Here is a 17,081-nt window from a genome sequence, read left to right as displayed (position 1 = left end):
TTAGAAAATTGGGGACATGCGGTTAGCATGCCCCCTCCTTCCATTACTTAATATCAACGTATTTGTACTGGTAATCAGCACCAAATAATTGACGGTTGAAGTTCTCGACGTTTGGACGGATCAAGTATGCCACACCAGCTTGGTAGATAGGCATGATTGCTTGATCTTGTTCAATCAAGAGGGCTTCAGCTTCTTTGAACAAGTCGTAACGTGCATCGATGCTTGTTTCAGCAGATGCTTCATCAATCAACTTGTCATACTCAGATGACGAGTAGTTGATGTCGTTTTGTCCATTGTCTGAAGTGAAGATACCAAGGTTCGTAAGCGGATCTTGGTAGTCAGGTCCCCAAAGTGCGAATGACATTTGGTAGTCCCCTTTTGCTTCACGCTCAAGTTTGTTGTTGAAAGGTTGTTGTGCGATCTCAACCGTTACGTTCGGCAAGTTCGACTCGATTTGACCTTTCATGTACTCAGAGATTTGTTTCGATACTTCACTGTCGAACGAGAGGAGTTCGATTGTTGTTGCTTCTCCACCGGTTACTTCTTCCCAAAGTGAAGCAGCTTCTTCAGTGTTTGTTTTGAAGTATTCCACGCCCTCTGTATAATCCGTTCCGTCTTCATACTTGATGAAGTCTTTCGGGATGAATGACGTCGTTGCTACTGAACCGTTGTTCAAGAGCTGATCGATAATCCCTGATGGGTCGACTGCACGTGCGATTGCTTTACGTGCATTTACATCAGAGAAAAGTTCATCTTCATGGTTAAACTTGAAGTAACCAACTGCAGAACGAAGACCTGTGTTGTAATCTTCATCCTCTTGGAATGCTGCGACTTGTTCTGATGCGAGACCAGCATAGTCGACATCGCCCGCTTCATACAAGTTCACGACTGTAGATGTTTCTTTAACAACTTTCACATCAACTGAGTCGAGAGCAACATTTTCTGCATCCCAATATGATTCGTTTTTCGTTAAGACATAGCCTTGTTCACGATCCCATTTAGTCCATGTGAACGGTCCGTTATAAAGAAGGTTTTCAGGACCAGTCGTGAAGTCTTCACCTTTTTCTGTAGCGAATGCTTCGTTGATCGGAGTGAATGTACCGAACGAAGTAAGTGAAAGGAATGATGGGTCTGGACGCTCGAGTGTAACTTCGAGTGTCTTCTCATCGATTGCTTTTACGCCAAGCTCTTCTTTTGGTGTGTCACCAGTGTTGATTGCTTCAGCGTTTTTAACTGTGTTCATGATGTATGCGTACTGTGAGCCTGTTGCAGGATCAACAGCTCGTTGCCAAGCGTAAACAAAGTCGTTTGCTGTGACCGGTTCCCCGTTTGACCATTCAGCATCACGAAGTTTGAACGTGTAAACCGTTTCGTCTTCGTTTACTTCTGGTTCGCCTTCAGCAAGTGCCGGGACGGCATTTCCATCTTTATCAAGACGGTAAAGACCTTCCATTGTGTTGGCGATCAAGTTGAATGCGACCGCGTCTGTAGCAAGAGCCGGATCGGCTGTTGTGATATCTGACGTATCCGTCAAACGAAGAACTTTCTCTCCGTTTGAAGAAGAACCGCCGCCATCAGAGTCTCCGCCTGTCGAACAAGCTGCGAGAACTGAACCGAGTGCCAAGATGATTGTCATCATGAGCAAAATCGATTTTTTCTTCATTGCGATTTCCCCTTTCGTTTTAAAAAACTAGCCGATCGTCGAATAAACATCTTACTTTTTCTTTAATTTTCTGAATATTTCATAAAGTATTCGACGAAAGAACGTTAGGGCTATTGTAAGAAATTTTTAATATAACTGTCAACTATTGAATAAAACGCTGTCATTTGATTTAACATTCTTACTCGCTTTCTGCCCCACCTTCCTAGTATCATAGAAGAAACACGGAATGTTGATGCATTCCCTCTAACGCTCGAAAGGAGATTACATCGTTGAAAAAGTTTCGAAATATATTGATTGTTTGGGGGATTGTCACACTTTTCTATACGGTGTGGTCAATTTTTTCCTATTTCCGAACTGAGTCCTTCACGTTTCATTTGAGTGGCGGCTTGTTCGTTTCAGGTATTCTGATATTTGCCATCGGGATGTTCTCCCATATGAGTGCAACAGGTCTATTTGACGGAATCATGTACGGATTTAAGCGTAATCGACGTGCAAAGTTGAAAGAAATTGACGCGGACTATGAAGAAGATGAGGAAGAAGAACCGGAAGATCGACAACTCCGTAAACAATCGGCTTGGAACTGGGTGTATGTCGGAGTTGGAAGTATCGCTCTCTCATTTCTCGTCGCTTTGATTTAATCTTTTCGTCACTTGAATCCTGTGCTAAACTAAATGCAGAATAAGAACACTTGGATGAAGACAAGTAATTCAATTCCCCTTTTCCTCAGAGAGTCTACGGTGCTGTGAGTAGATGAAAAGTTATTGAATGAATGGACTTCGGAGTGGCTCGCCTGAACAAAAAGTATGGCGAGACGGTTCACGCCCGTTAACGCGTTCAAGTGGCATAGTATATGCAAATTTGGGTGGCACCGCGGTTATTCGTCCCGATTTATTCGGGAGGACGACTGCGGTTTTTTATATTTTTCGGAGGTGTATTCACATGGCAACGATTTTTTCAGGAATCAAACCGACCGGCGTCGTGACGCTCGGGAACTACCTTGGCGCGATGAAACAATTCGTCGACCTACAAGACGACAACAATGCCTATTATTGTATCGTCGATTTACATTCAATTACTGTTCAACTCGACCGTGTCGAGCTCATGAACAACACGCGAAAATTAGCAGCACTTTATCTCGCGTCCGGTCTCGACCCGGAGAAAGCGACGATTTTCGTACAGTCTGAAGTAAAAGCACACGCTCAACTCGGTTGGATGTTAACTTGTATCGCCGGCATGGGCGAGCTCGGTCGTATGACGCAGTATAAAGACAAGTCGCAAGGCAGCGAGAATGTAGGCGCAGGGTTGTTCGTCTACCCGACGCTCATGGCTTCTGATATTTTGTTATACAATACGGAACTCGTTCCAGTCGGAGACGACCAAAAGCAACACATCGAACTTACTCGTGACTTGGCGGAACGCTTTAACAAACGTTATTACGAGACATTCACGATGCCGGAACCACTCATTCAAAAAGAAGGCGCTCGGATCATGTCTCTCACGAATCCCGTGAAGAAGATGTCTAAATCGGATACGAATGCCAAAGGATATATCTCGATGCTCGATGAGCCGAATGTCATTCGCAAGAAAATCAAGAGTGCCGTCACAGATTCGAGTGGTGTCATCTCATTCGATCGGGAGAACAAACCAGGGATTTCAAACTTGTTGGAAATTTATTCACTCTCTACCGGCACTTCAATTGATGACCTCGTCAAGCAATATGAGAATTCGAACTACGGAACATTTAAACAGGATGTGGCAGAAGCGGTCGTTGCCCTGCTTGAACCAATTCAAACGCGTTATCACGAGTTGATTGATTCACCAGAACTCGATGAAATCCTTGATGCCGGTCGCGTGAAGGCTGAAGCCGTCGCGAACAAGAATCTCGCAAAAATCGAGAAAGCGATGGGTCTCAGTCGCAAGCGTGCCAAAGTGAAAAAATAAATGATGTTAAAAAGAACGCTCAGCTGAGCGTTCTTTTTTGTATCAAATATCTACATAAAAAGAGAGACAGGCGTCCCTGTCTCTCTTCGTAAAGATGATTTGATTATTCTTTTCCTTCGATTGAAGCCCACTTGTAAGAGTAGTCCGCACCGAATGCGTGCTCAACGATATCCTTAACATATGGCTTCGTGAGGCGAGCCGATCCACGTTGGTAAACTGGCGAGATTGCGTTCTCTTCAAGAACGATTTTCTCTGCAGCTTGAAGGTCAGCCCAACGCTGTTCAGCATCTGTGCTTGATTTCGCAGATTCGATCAACTTATCGAATTCTTCATTCGACCACTTACCACGGTTGTATGGTCCGTCAGTGACGAAGAGGTCAACGAATGTCATTGGATCTTGGTAGTCAGGACCCCATCCAGCGAATGTGAACTCGAACTCACCTTTGTTCTCAAGGTCAAGTTTGTTGTTGAACGGTTGTTGTTTGATTGTAACCGTAATTCCTGGAAGGTTCTTCTCAAGCTCACCTTTGATGAACTCACCGATTTGCTTCGCAGACTCTGAGTCATAGTTGAGGAGCTCAAGTTCAACTTTGTCTGTTCCGAGCTCTTCAAGTCCAGCTTCCCAAAGTTCTTTCGCACGATCCACGTCATAGCCGCCGATGTCGCCGTTCGCTTCACGGAAGTCTTTGCCGTCAGGACCTGTTACGAAGTCTTTTGGTACGAGGTAGTTCGCAGGAATCGAACCGTTCGCAAGAAGCGTCTCTGAGATTGCTGCTTTATCGTATGCCGCGTCAATCGCGTTACGGATGTTTTGGTTATTTAATTCTTCAACAGCAGTGTTGAACTGGAGGTAGAAGAGTGTTGGTTCAACGACAGTTGAGAACTCTTCGCTGTCTTGATACTGGGCTACGAGTTCAGAAGTCAAGCCTGTGCGGTCAACGTCACCGTTTTCATACAAGTTAACACCTGTTGAAACTTCTTTAACGACTTTAACGTTGATTTCTTCAAGTTTAACTGTGTCAGCATCCCAATAGTCTTCGTTCTTGACCATCTTCCAGCCTTGCTCGCGCTCCCAGCTGTCGAGTTTGAACGGTCCGTTGTAGAGAGTCGTCTCTGCAGATGTACCGAAGTTCTCGCCTTGCTCTTTATCGAATGACTCGAGTTTTGGCATGAATACGCCGAAGCTAGTCAATCCGAGGAAGTAGTCAGCTGGTGCTGTCAATTTAACTTCAAGTGTTTGATCGTCGATTGCTTTAACGCCTACAGCATCGCGCTCGCCTTCACCTGTGTTGTACGCTTCTGCGCCTTCGATGATTGACATAACGTATGCATATTGTGATGCGTTATCTGGGTTGAGTACTTCTTTCCAAGCGTATTCGAAGTCATTCGCTGTGACAGGCTCCCCGTTTGACCAAGTCGCGCCTTCACGGATTTTGAACGTGTACGTTTTCCCGTCTTCTGAAACGTCGTGAGATTCAGCCATCCCCTCAGTCGGGTTGTCTTCTTCGTCCATGCGGTAGAGACCTTCGTTAACGTTGTTCAATACGTTGAACGATACAGCATCTGTTGCGAGTGTCGGGTTAAGTGAAGGAATATCTGAAGAATCGAGCAAGTTGAGGACTTGCGCTTCATCTGCTGAACCTTCGCCTGTTGATCCTTGTGAAGAATCCGTTTCTTCCCCTGTCGAACATGCAGCTAGGAATGCACTTGATAGAAGTGTAACCGATGATGCTAAAGCAAAACCTTTTTTCTTATTCATTGCGATGACCCCCTGATTTTTTCGTTTTAACGAAGTGAATGATGGTAGAAAATTCAGTCATTTCTTCTGACAGTATTTGTTACCAAAATCCCGTTGATGCAATAATACAATATTCTGATAATTTTGCAAAGTGTTTATTTTGATTTTTCTAAAAAATTTTATCTATAGTCTAAAAGCCCGCCTACAGTGGCGGGCTTTTAGCTCAATTTTCGTATTTTTTTGCAAAGGTTAGGACATATGAAGGACCGGTGACCGGATATCCGATATGGTCGTAACCTTTTTCGATCACATAAGAGCGTCCAGCTTGATAGATTGGCATAACAACAGCCTCTTCTAACAGCTGTGCCTCCGCTTCTCGGAATATCTCATTTCGCTCTTCTAACCGATCTGTTGAGCGAGCCTGATCCATCAATTGATCATACGATTCGCTGGCATATCGACTCGAATTGAGAACATCGTTTGTTTCAAATTGAGTCAAATAGGCGGATAACATCGGATAGTCCGGTTGCCAGCCTGATAGAGAAAACGCATAATCCCCTGAGACTTCTTTCCTAACTTTTTCTCCTAAGGGGAGCTCGATAATGTTAACGGTCAAACCATCCAACTGTTCCAAATTCTTCTTTAATTTTGCGGAGATTTGACGCGCTTCGTCATCGACAAAGCTGAGCAGCTCGATTTCGAGTTCATCTTTCTTCAGACGTTTCTTCACGGTGTCAAACAATTGGTCTGCGTTTCCTTCCAATTGTGCGATCGAATCCTCTTGGTCGATGACGAGTAATCGTTCTGTCGTCTGTTCCGCTCGCGCGAGTGAATCCTCGATTTCCGTTCGCTCAAGCGTCAATGCAATGGCTTGTCGGAACGCTACATCATTAAACGGTGCTTTTTCAACATTCGGCTTTAAATAAAAGACTCCGCTTCGGGGAACGTCCTGTACGTTCAAAATTTCCTCATCAATCGTGGAAACGTCAAAATCGTATGGGATGGGTTGCATCCCTGTCGCTTTCGACAAGTTCGGTTCACTCTTGATGGTAATCGTTTCAAGCGTGACCTGTTCAGCTTCTCGGTACGTTTCATTTTTATGTAACGAGATGGTCGTATCTCCGATTGCCTTGATTTTAAATGGACCGTTCGTCTCTAGCTCTTCCCATGCTTCCACATTTGGTTGAGGTAAAAATGCGGGCATCGCCAAAATCTGTTCGAACCCTTCCATCGGACGGACAAGAGTCAACTCGAGCGTCCGGTCATCGATTGCCTTGACCCCTAGCGTATCCGGTTCTTGTTGGCCAAGTCCGATTTCTTTTGCGGATTGAACATCTGCTAGTAAGAAGCTGAACGGTGAATTCGTATCAACGTCCACGAGTTTTTGGAAGTGATCGACGAATGTTTGCGCGTCAATCGCATTCCCTTCTGTCGTCACACTCTCTTTTAATGTGAATGTATAGACCGTTCCATCTTCGGATCGCTCTAACTTCTCAACGAGCGCTGGTTCGATGGACCCGTCTGCTCCGAATCGATACAGGCCTTCATAGAGATGGGACAGGATTGTTTGAGATGACGGATCGATTGCTAGCATGACATCCGGCTGAGTCGGAAGTGACTCCCCGTAAATCGTCAATTGTTGTTCTTCTACTGGTACTAGTTTGCGTGACTGCTCTCGTTGTTCGTTCCAAATAAATAAAAAAAGGATAAGGACTGAACCTAACAAGGCGGCCACGATGAATGATTTCTTTTTCATTCGTTGCACTCCTTTCTGTTAGACCAACCCTTATACCCTAACCTTTTTTGTGTGTTTTTTCTACCGTCAGTTCATCACTTTTGCAAATGCGAGTGTCGCATTGTGACCCCCGAAGCCGAGTGAGTTACTGAGTGCATAACGAATGTCAAGTTCCCGATTTCCTTCACGTACATAATCCAAATCACAGTCTGCTGCTGGTGATTCGCAGTTAATCGTTGGATGAATCTTGCCTTCGTGAATCGATAATGCTGTGATGACGGCCTCGACGCCACCTGCACCACCGAGAAGATGACCAATCATCGATTTTGATGAGTTGACGGCGAGCTTGTCAGCGTGTTCCCCGAACACTCGACGAATCGCTTTCGTCTCGAGCATATCGTTGAGTGGTGTACTCGTTCCATGCGCGTTGATGTATTGAACATCTTCTGGCGTGATTCCAGCGTCACGAATCGCCTCACTCATCGCTTTTGATCCGCCCTCAGCTTCTGGTGACGGTGCTGTGATATGGTATGCATCCGAACTCATTCCATATCCGACAACTTCAGCGTACATTTTTGCCCCACGTGCCAATGCGTGCTCATATTCTTCTAACACGAGCACCCCAGCTCCTTCACCCATGACGAACCCGTCGCGATTCTCATCGAACGGACGGCAGGCCGTGTTCGGGTCTGGATTCGTAGATAGAGCTTTGTTCGAACAAAATCCTGCGAACGAGAGTGGTGTGATTGGCGCTTCCGCTCCACCTGCGAACATAGCGATGGCATCTCCACGTTGAATGACACGGAACGCTTCGCCGATTGAGTTCGTCCCTGACGCACAAGCCGTCACGGAACAGTTGCTCGGTCCTTTTGCTCCAAGATAGATAGATACTTGTCCGCTCGCCATGTTCGGAATCATCATCGGAATGAAGAACGGGCTGACGCGACGTGGTCCACGGTCATGCAAGATGGCCGACTGTTTGTCAATCGTCTCGACGCCACCAATTCCGCTCCCGATCCAAATCCCGACATCGTCCGCGATTGCTTTCACATCGAGTCCGCTGTCTTTATGGGCAGCGTCTGCCGCAAGTAAAGAATATTGAATGAAGGAATCCATCTTACGCGCTTCCTTTGGTTCGACTAAATGATCGATGTTCCATTCCTTCACTTCCGCCCCGACCTTGGCCGGATATTGACTGATGTCAATCTTCGTCAACGTATCAATCGCGTTATCCCCTTTTAACAGGCGATCCCACATTGTTGAGACATCGTTTCCTAATGGTGATACGACTCCTAATCCTGTCACTACTACTCGTTTCATAAATGATTCCCCTCCGTAATGGTTGCGTGATTCCATGTCAGGCAGCTAGCCCCCCACGTGAGCCCAGCACCAAATCCTGCGATGACGACCGTTTGTCCATCTTGGATTTTGCCAGACTTGACCGCCTCGGCCAATGCGAGTGGAATGGAAGCTGCTGATGTATTCGCATGGTCTTGAATGGTCATGACAACTTTCTCTTCTTCTAAGTGTAAACGCTCCATCGCAGCGTCGATGATTCGACGGTTCGCCTGGTGTGGAACGAGGACGTCAAGGTCCTCCAACGTCTTATCGGCTTTGTCCAGTGCCTCAAGAACGATTTCGGGCATCTTCCGAACGGCAAATTTGAAGACTTCACGACCGTTCATGACGATTTTACCTTCTTCATTTTCATACAGATGTTTGCCACCTGTCCCGTCACTTCCGAGCACAAGTGAGTCAATTGAAGCGATATCGTCTTCCCCGAGCACGACAGCCCCTGCCCCATCTCCGAAAAGGACAGCCGTCGATCGATCATCCCAATCAATCAGACTTCCCATCTTCTCTGCGCCGATGACGAGCGTCTTTTTAAATCCTTTTGAATCCATGAGACTCTTCGCCGTGTCCATTGCAAAGATGAAACCGCTACATGCCGCGCTCACGTCGAACGCCACGGCGGCTTTCGCGCAAAGATTCGCCTGAACCACACATGCAGTTGCCGGGAAGGCTGGCGCCGTTGCTGTCGCACAAACGATGGCTTCAATGTCGTCGATTGTGACGCCCGCACTCTGTAACGCCCGTTCAGCAGCGCGTGTCGCCATATCTGCGACTGTCATATCTTCTTCAGCCAAATGACGTGCTTCGATGCCTGTACGAGTACGAATCCACTCATCGCTCGTATCCATTCGTTTTTCTAAATCGATATTTGTCACCCGATTGTCCGGTAAGAACGATCCGATGCCGATGATTCCAATATTCATATCGTCGACCCCTATTCTTAGTATCTGGTACTAATATAAGGGAATAAAAAGAGGATGTCAATGCATCCTCCTCGTGTTGACTGGATTAAGCTTGTTCTAAACGCTTCGTGACAGCCATGACCATCTTCGCAGAGTTGATCGATGCTGTCTCCAAAAACTCGTCGAATGACAAGTTCGCTTCTTCGTCTGCACTGTCTGAAATCGAGCGTGTGACGACAAAAGGAATACCAAACTGATAGCACGTTTGAGCGATTGGGGCAGCCTCCATCTCGACCGCTGCGACGCCGTCGAAATGACCGAGGATGTCCGCCACGCGTTTCGAATCGTTGATGAACGAATCTCCCGTCACAATCAATCCCTGATGTACATTCACATCTGGCAAGTTTTCAATGACATCTTTACAGACGCTGACGAGCTTGGCATCCGCCTCATACGCCGGCGGCATGCCTGGTACTTGTCCGTATTCATATCCGAATGCCGTCACGTCGACATCGTGATGACGAACTTCCGTCGAGACGACGACGTCTCCGACTTTCATTCCCTTTTTAAAACCGCCGGCAGAACCCGTATTGATGACAACGTCCGGTTTGAACTTATCAATCAAAAGTGTCGTACCGATGGCTGCATTGACCTTCCCGATGCCTGACTTCAAGATGACAACTTGCATGTTTCCAAGATAGCCCTCATAAAAATGATAGTTCGCGATTTCAGTGTCTACTCGTTCTGTCAACTCGTTCCGAAGTAAATTCACTTCTTCTTCCATCGCGCCGATGATGCCTACTTTCATTCCGTCTCCTCCTCAGAAAGAGAGCGACTTCCGAATAGGAGGTCGCTCAACAATTTATTTGATTTCTTTAATTTCGACGACCATGTCGCCACCTGGTGTTTGCACCGTGACCACATCACCAATCGTACGTCCAAGAAGTGCCTTGGCGATCGGTGATTCGTTCGAGATTTTCCCTGTGAACGGGTCTGCCTCAGCTCCACCAACGATTGTATACGTTTCGTCTTCATTATCTTCTTGAATGAAGAACGTTACCGTCTTCCCGATTGAGACAACCGAGTTATCGCCTGCATCATCTTGAATGATGACCGCGTTACGGAGCATTTCTTCTAATTGTGCGATGCGTCCTTCGACCATCGCTTGTTCTTCTTTCGCCGCGTCATATTCCGCGTTCTCTGACAAGTCACCGAAATCACGAGCAATCTTAATATTTTCAACGACTTCTTTACGGCGGACCGTCTTCAGTTCGTTTAATTCATGTTCGATCTTCGCTTTTCCGTCTAACGTCATATAGTGTTGTTTTTCAGCCATTTCTGTCACTCCTTCATTGTCTCCTAGTATATTACAGCTAGGGTTGAATTGAAAACGATTTATTTGCTCACGCGCGATTGCGCTCAGTGAGCACCCAACGGATTTTGGTCACGAGTAAATCGATCGCGACAAAGTTTTCTCCGCCTTCAGGAACGATGATATCTGCATACCGTTTTGTTGGTTCACAGAATTGTAAGTGCATCGGACGCACCACATTTGTATATTGGGCAACGACCGAATCGATTGAACGTCCACGTTCATTCAAATCACGCTGCATACGACGCAAGATTCGAACGTCCGCATCTGTATCCACGAAAACTTTGATATCCATCAAATCTCGTAAACGCGCATCCTCGAGTGCCAAGATCCCTTCGACGATGACGACATCGACGGGTTCGATTAAGATGGTTTCACTTGAACGCGTGTGGGCCGCATAGTCATAGACCGGCTTTTCAATCGCCTGATGTTGTTGTAACTGTTGGATATGTTCGATCAACAAATCGTTATCAAAGGCGAAGGGGTGGTCGTAGTTCGTCTTGTACCGCTCCTCCATGGTCATCTCTGATTGATCCTTATAGTACGCGTCTTGCTCGATCATGACGACCGATTGACCTTGAAACGCATCGACGAGCGCGCGGGCCACGGTCGTTTTTCCTGATCCGGTACCCCCGGCCACGCCAATAATGACGGGTTTATGTTGCATCAAAGTTAAGTCCTCCTCATCGTAATTTACGACTGATTGCTAGGCCATCACCAAGGGGCAAAATTGCAGTATGATAATCGGTCCGTGCCATCAATTGCTCAGTAAACTGTTTCACGAGACGCACGAGCCGGCGTCGGCGTCGGTCTAAAACCGATACATCCTCTAGCAAGACGTCTCCTCGTAAAAACAAATTATCGCTGTAAATCGTACCACCAATTGGTACTAAAGCGCCATACCCATCAAAAAATTTTTGATATTGTCCTTTTGCCGCATCAATAAATACGGCATCGAATTCACCTTCAATCGTTCCAATCAATTCGACGGCATCGCCGTGAACGAGCGTAATACGATCGCGCACGTCCGATCGATTGATGAATTCCGTCGCCTCTTCGAAACGGCGAGCATTCCGCTCGATAGTGACGATTTCTGCATCGGGTAACAATTCTGCCATGCGAATGGCACTATAGCCGATGGCCGTACCCACTTCGAGGATTCGGGTCGGCCGTTGCATCGCCAGTAAGGAGAGCAGCACTTCCGAACCCGTCAAATCCATGATTGGGACGTGATGAACACGCGCGAACGCCTCCATCTCCGTCAATAGCGGGGAGCGGTCATTGATTAGTTTTTCTACATATCCCTCATAGGATGCATGGTCCACTCGTTCCACCTCTTAACTCTCTTCATTCAAACGACCGGAAGCATCCGCTTCCGGTCGTCCCATCAATTACTGTTTGCTTCTTCAAACGCTTCCCATTCGGAACGGTACTTATTGACGTTTTGTTGGTGATCCTCATAGTCGACTTCGAACAAGACTTCCCCGTTCGGGAACCCTTCACGTGGAGGGCGTGCGTAGAAGTAAATGTTCTCCGTGTCGTTCGGATTAAGCACCGCTTCAAATGCGTCACGGCTCACGGCCGCAATCGGTCCAATCGGGATGCCTTCGTAACGATACGTGTTATATAAGGAATCGTTCTCCAAGTCCGCGAATGAAGTGAAAATCGATGTTTCTCCCGTTCCGTACCAGACGGTCGGGTCAGATTGTAATTTCATTCCGTCGTTTAAGCGATTCTCGAACACGCCAGCAATCTCTTTACGGTCTTCCGTTGACACCGCCTCTTTCTCGACAACGGATGCGAGCGCGAGCGTCTCATGGAACGTACGTCCTGAATCGGCTAAACGACCTTTGTATTCTTGATACATACTTTCGGTTGGTAGTAACATCTCGTCGATGATTTCATTGAGCGTTACGCCTTTATTGAATTCATATGTGGCTGGGAACAGGTATCCTTCAAGCGGATGATAGATGCCTTCCTGCAATACTTCTTCCGTCAACATTTCATGCTCGTTTACGAGAGACTGAATGTATTCACGGTCGCTCAACTGCTCAGAAATCTCTTCTTTCGGGATTTCGGCCACTTTCGCAAGTCTCGCAATCACCTGATCAATCGTGAATCCTTCTGGAATGACGAGCTTGATATCAGGGACCACAATGACTTTACCTGTTTGCAACGTTTCAATCAATTCATCGATTGATTGTGACGGAGATAACGTATACGTCCCCGCCTGGAACGACGATTCGTTCTTAAAGCGTGTATAGAAACGGAAAATCGTGCTACTCCTTACAAGCCCATTCTCTTCTAGTAATTCACCAATGTATCCCGAACCAGCACCGAGCGGGACTTCAATCTCGACCGTTTCAGTCGAAGTTGGGTCAATCGGTTCGATGGAACGCTTCACAAAGACATATGTGAGCGCCGACCCTGTGGCGATGACGAGAAGGAAGATGGCCAGGATGACAACCGTGATGCGACGGACGATCCGGTTGCGGGCACGTTTCTCATCTGACATAGATGGATGATTCATGCATTTCTCCCCTGTTCTTTTTATAAAGAGAGGCGACGAGGGATGTTCCCTAGTCGCCCGTCCCCTATTTAGTCTAGACCGACTTCGTCATTGACGATGTCGAATGCTTCCATGACCTCATCGAAGTCTTCATCGTCTTCGACGAGCTTCAAGATGAATTCGCCATCTTCAAGTTCTTCAATTTCAAATGCGTATACTTCAATCGTATCTTCATCTTCTGTCTCTGGTGCGCCAACCGGTTCGAGTACGACAAACGTCTTTTTCGAACGGTCGCTCGTCATACGGAAAATTTCTGCAAATAAATGTTCGTCTCCATTTTCGTCTGGAATACGGTACATTTCTTCTTCACGACGGATTTCTGCCATGAGAGATTCCTCCTTATTTCCCGGAACGATCCAGGTAGTTTTGTAAAATCATCACGGCCGCCATCTTGTCGATGACCGCTTTTCTCTTTTTGCGGCTGACATCTGCTGAAATGAGCATCCGTTCCGCTTGCATCGTCGTTAATCGTTCATCCACCAACACGCAAGGTAAGCCTGTCTGTTCTGTGAACGCCTCGGCAAATGCCTCGGACGCTTCACCGCGCGGACCGACTGTTCCATTCATGTTTTTCGGGTGACCGACGACGACTTCTTTCACATCGTACTGCTCGATAAACGGACGAAGGAGACGGACGGCTTCATCAAAGTCAGGTTCGGTCCAGTAGACCGTCTCCACACCTTGCGCCGTCCATCCCATCAGGTCACTCACCGCGACACCAATCGTCTTCGATCCGACATCGAGTCCCATGACTCGCTTCATATTAATCCTCTCTACGATCGTTCAAATACGATTTGACCAACTCTTCGAGAAGTTCATCCCGCTCAATTTTGCGAATCAAGTTTCGCGCATCATTATGACGTGGAATGTAGGCAGGGTCACCTGACAGTAAGTATCCCACGATTTGATTGATCGGTTGATAACCTTTTTCCTCGAGTGCTTGATATACCGTAATCAGCGTCTCACGTGTGTTAGCACGTTGATCATCTTCTGGAAAATTGAATTGCATCGTGCGATCCATTTGGCTCACAAGAATCCACCTCTTTCCGTTTGCACTTCACACTCTATTATGCCAGTGATTCGACGTAATGTGAAGCAAACTTCAATGCTTCGTCCAGTTTTGTTGCATCACGGCCACCTGCTTGTGCCATGTCTGGACGACCGCCACCACCACCACCGCAGCGTGTCGCGACTTCTTTAATCAGTTTTCCGGCATGGAAGCCACGATCATTCAAGTCTTTCGTCACACCTGCGACGAGGTTGACCTTCTCACCGTTCGCCGAACCAAGGATAATCACGGCAGAACCGAGTTTCCCTTTCAAGTCGTCGACCATACTGCGAAGGGCATCCATATCTTGTCCATCGACGCGTTTCGCAATCAATTGAACGCCACCAATCGTTTCGATTGCATCCGTTAATGAAGATGCCTCGATGTTGGCAAGCTTCGCTTTAAGCGATTCTGAAGCACGCTCGACTTCTTTGATTTCAGCTTGAAGTGCTTGAACGCGTGCAGGAACTTCAAGTGGTTTCGTCTTCAACAGTTTCGCTGCTGCTTCAAGCGTCTCGATTTGCTGGTTCATCACTTCGTATGCGCCAGCTCCTGTGACCGCTTCGATGCGACGTGTCCCGGCGCCAATCCCTGATTCAGACAAGATTTTAAAGAGTCCGATTTCAGCCGTGTTGGAGACGTGAATCCCACCACAAAGCTCAACCGAGTAATCACCTGCTGATACGACCCGAACGACATCACCATACTTCTCGCCGAAGAGTGCCATCGCACCTTTTGCTTTCGCATCCGCAATGTTCATCTCTTCGATGGCGACACCGATTGATGCCCAAATTTTCTCGTTCACTTGACGCTCAATCGATTGAAGCTCTTCAGGTGTCACTTGACCGAAGTGTGAGAAGTCAAAACGGAGACGATCTGGTGTCACGAGTGAACCCGCCTGGTTGACGTGCTCCCCGAGCGTATCTTTGAGTGCACGATGCAAAAGGTGCGTCGCCGTATGGTTTTTGACGATGGCTTGACGCGATGCCTGGTCGACAGTGGCTGTGACGGCTACTTCCGCTTTCGCCACACCTGACTCGACCGTGACTGTATGCAAGTTCTGTCCGTTTGGCGCTTTCGACACATCTTTCACGCGAAGAAGGAAGTCTTCTCCGACGATTTGTCCTTTATCACCGATTTGACCGCCACTCTCAGCGTAAAATGGTGTCTGATCGAGGATGACTTGTGCCTCTTCTCCTGCAGCGACGACGTCGGCGAGTTCGCCGTTGTGAATCAAGCTGATGATTTTTGCGTTCGTCTCAAGGTTGTTGTATCCGAGGAATGTCGACGGCATCGTGATGTCTGCAAGCACACCCGACTGAATCTGCATCGATTCCACGTCAGCACGCGCTTGACGTGCACGTTCACGTTGTTCATTCATCGCTTCTTTGAAGCCGTCCTCGTCGACCGTCATCTGATGGTCTTCTGCATATTCGATTGTCAATTCGAGCGGGAAGCCGTACGTGTCATAAAGACGGAATGCGTCTTGACCGCTGATGATGTTTGACCCAGCTGCTTTTTGTGCTTTTGCGACTTCGTTCAAAATCGCGAGACCGTCATTCAACGTTTCGTGGAAACGCTCTTCCTCGTTTTTGATGACTTTCTTGATAAAGTCTTTCTTCTCGTTCACTTGCGGGTAGAAGTCGACCATGATGTCACCGACGACGTCGACGAGCTCATACATGAACGGACGCTCGATACCAAGCATCTTCGCATAGCGGACCGCACGGCGGAGAAGACGACGGAGGACATAGCCACGTCCTTCGTTCGATGGGAGTGCCCCGTCACCGATTGCGAACGATACCGTACGGATGTGGTCCGCGATGACTTTGAACGCGACGTCCTTGCTGCTGTCTTGACGGTATACGTCGCCACTGATTTTTTCAGTTTCACGAATGATCGGCATGAAGAGGTCGGTATCGAAGTTTGTCGGTACGTCTTGAAGGACGCTCGCCATCCGTTCGAGTCCCATCCCTGTATCAATGTTTTTACGCGGAAGCTCTGTGTAGTTTCCGTGTCCGTCATGGTTATATTGGCTGAACACGATGTTCCAGATTTCAAGGTAACGCTCGTTCTCCCCACCCGGATAAAGTTCAGGGTCTGTCGGGTCGTCCCCGAATGCTGGACCACGGTCAAAGAAGATCTCCGTGTTCGGACCAGATGGACCTTCACCGATTTCCCAGAAGTTATCTTCTAGCGGGATGATGCGGTCAGCCGGCATGCCGAGGTTCAACCAAATTTGTTTTGATTCTTCATCGTCCGGGTGAATCGTGACGGAGAGACGGTCCGGATCGAGTCCGTACCATTCGTCGCTCGTCAACAGTTCCCAGCCCCATGTGATCGCTTCTTCACGGAAGTATTCACCGACTGAGAAGTTCCCGAGCATTTCGAAGAACGTATGGTGACGTGCTGTCTTCCCGACGTTCTCGATATCGTTCGTACGAATCGATTTTTGAGCGTTGACGATCCGTGGGTTCGCTGGAATCACACGTCCATCAAAATATTTCTTCAATGTCGCAACACCAGAGTTGATCCACAACAAAGTTGGGTCTTCGACCGGTACGAGCGAAGCACTCGGCTCCACGCTGTGCCCTTTTGATTTGAAGAAATCTAAGTACATTTGGCGAATCTGTGCGCCAGTCAATGATTTGAGCGGTTTCATGAACAATTCCTCCTTATTTCTGAACGAAACGAAAAAAAGCGATGCCTGCCCCTGTGGAAAGGGACGAAAGCATCGCTTCGTGGTACCACCCTCGTTCG

General features: G+C 47.5%; 16 protein-coding genes and 1 other annotated feature. Of the genes, 2 read left to right on the top strand and 14 right to left on the bottom strand.

The genetic code is table 11. The features are described 5' to 3' along the window. Positions 1 to 43: 43 nt before the first annotated feature. A complete protein-coding gene (locus Q9R25_RS01525) occupies positions 44 to 1,663 on the bottom strand; it encodes a peptide ABC transporter substrate-binding protein (RefSeq protein ID WP_074037428.1) in 1,620 nt (539 codons plus the stop codon). A gap of 269 nt (positions 1,664 to 1,932) precedes the next feature. On the opposite strand from Q9R25_RS01525, the gene Q9R25_RS01520 reads away from it, so the two are divergent. After that, on the top strand, positions 1,933 to 2,301 hold the full coding sequence (locus Q9R25_RS01520; RefSeq protein WP_159562017.1) for a DUF3899 domain-containing protein: 369 nt from the start codon (positions 1,933 to 1,935) through the stop codon (positions 2,299 to 2,301). 42 nt (positions 2,302 to 2,343) lie between these two features. After that, positions 2,344 to 2,552, top strand: a binding site (T-box leader). Positions 2,553 to 2,602: 50 nt separating this feature from the next. Further along, positions 2,603 to 3,604, top strand: a complete 1,002-nt coding sequence (gene trpS / locus Q9R25_RS01515; RefSeq protein ID WP_074037431.1) for a tryptophan--tRNA ligase — start codon at positions 2,603 to 2,605, stop codon at positions 3,602 to 3,604. Positions 3,605 to 3,707: 103 nt separating this feature from the next. Here trpS and Q9R25_RS01510 read toward each other — a convergent pair whose 3' ends face one another. From Q9R25_RS01510 to alaS, 13 genes are all read right to left on the bottom strand, one after another. Then, complete coding sequence (locus tag Q9R25_RS01510; RefSeq protein ID WP_196430462.1) at positions 3,708 to 5,363, bottom strand: peptide ABC transporter substrate-binding protein; 1,656 nt, start codon at positions 5,361 to 5,363, stop codon at positions 3,708 to 3,710. 202 nt (positions 5,364 to 5,565) lie between these two features. Further along, a complete protein-coding gene (locus Q9R25_RS01505) occupies positions 5,566 to 7,098 on the bottom strand; it encodes a peptide ABC transporter substrate-binding protein (RefSeq protein WP_311282729.1) in 1,533 nt (510 codons plus the stop codon). A gap of 66 nt (positions 7,099 to 7,164) precedes the next feature. Continuing rightward, the gene (gene fabF, locus Q9R25_RS01500) at positions 7,165 to 8,397 is read right to left on the bottom strand and encodes a beta-ketoacyl-ACP synthase II (protein WP_074037435.1); all 1,233 of its coding nucleotides are present in this window, start codon (positions 8,395 to 8,397) and stop codon (positions 7,165 to 7,167) included. Next, entirely contained in the window at positions 8,394 to 9,353 is a 960-nt protein-coding gene (locus tag Q9R25_RS01495) for a beta-ketoacyl-ACP synthase III (protein ID WP_311282728.1), read from the bottom strand. The genes fabF and Q9R25_RS01495 overlap by 4 nt, the downstream gene beginning before the upstream one ends. A gap of 85 nt (positions 9,354 to 9,438) precedes the next feature. Next, complete coding sequence (mtnN, locus tag Q9R25_RS01490; RefSeq protein WP_074037438.1) at positions 9,439 to 10,140, bottom strand: 5'-methylthioadenosine/S-adenosylhomocysteine nucleosidase; 702 nt, start codon at positions 10,138 to 10,140, stop codon at positions 9,439 to 9,441. A 54-nt stretch (positions 10,141 to 10,194) separates the two neighbouring features. After that, a complete protein-coding gene (greA, locus tag Q9R25_RS01485) occupies positions 10,195 to 10,668 on the bottom strand; it encodes a transcription elongation factor GreA (RefSeq protein ID WP_015881202.1) in 474 nt (157 codons plus the stop codon). A gap of 67 nt (positions 10,669 to 10,735) precedes the next feature. Then, positions 10,736 to 11,371 (bottom strand): uridine kinase, encoded by a 636-nt coding sequence (gene udk / locus Q9R25_RS01480; RefSeq protein ID WP_015881201.1) that lies wholly within the window; start codon positions 11,369 to 11,371, stop codon positions 10,736 to 10,738. A 16-nt stretch (positions 11,372 to 11,387) separates the two neighbouring features. Continuing rightward, positions 11,388 to 12,029: an O-methyltransferase gene (locus Q9R25_RS01475; RefSeq protein ID WP_074037439.1), complete on the bottom strand. Its 642-nt coding sequence runs from the start codon at positions 12,027 to 12,029 to the stop codon at positions 11,388 to 11,390. Positions 12,030 to 12,091: 62 nt separating this feature from the next. Further along, positions 12,092 to 13,234 carry an endolytic transglycosylase MltG gene (gene mltG, locus Q9R25_RS01470; protein ID WP_084543099.1) on the bottom strand — a complete coding sequence of 381 codons (1,143 nt, stop codon included), beginning with the start codon at positions 13,232 to 13,234 and terminating at the stop codon, positions 12,092 to 12,094. Positions 13,235 to 13,302: 68 nt separating this feature from the next. Continuing rightward, positions 13,303 to 13,599 (bottom strand): DUF1292 domain-containing protein, encoded by a 297-nt coding sequence (locus Q9R25_RS01465; RefSeq protein ID WP_015881198.1) that lies wholly within the window; start codon positions 13,597 to 13,599, stop codon positions 13,303 to 13,305. 13 nt (positions 13,600 to 13,612) lie between these two features. Next, positions 13,613 to 14,035, bottom strand: a complete 423-nt coding sequence (gene ruvX / locus Q9R25_RS01460) for a Holliday junction resolvase RuvX (protein ID WP_015881197.1) — start codon at positions 14,033 to 14,035, stop codon at positions 13,613 to 13,615. Position 14,036: 1 nt separating this feature from the next. Then, positions 14,037 to 14,303: an IreB family regulatory phosphoprotein gene (locus tag Q9R25_RS01455; RefSeq protein ID WP_015881196.1), complete on the bottom strand. Its 267-nt coding sequence runs from the start codon at positions 14,301 to 14,303 to the stop codon at positions 14,037 to 14,039. 37 nt (positions 14,304 to 14,340) lie between these two features. After that, positions 14,341 to 16,983 carry an alanine--tRNA ligase gene (alaS, locus tag Q9R25_RS01450; protein WP_311282727.1) on the bottom strand — a complete coding sequence of 881 codons (2,643 nt, stop codon included), beginning with the start codon at positions 16,981 to 16,983 and terminating at the stop codon, positions 14,341 to 14,343. Positions 16,984 to 17,081: the final 98 nt, after the last annotated feature.

Origin of the sequence: Exiguobacterium sp. BG5(2022), assembly GCF_031844365.1 — a bacterium.
GTDB classification, from domain to species: domain Bacteria; phylum Bacillota; class Bacilli; order Exiguobacteriales; family Exiguobacteriaceae; genus Exiguobacterium; species Exiguobacterium profundum.
The sequence above is the reverse complement of the archived record's forward strand: the minus strand, read 5'-3'. Positions and strand labels throughout refer to the sequence as shown.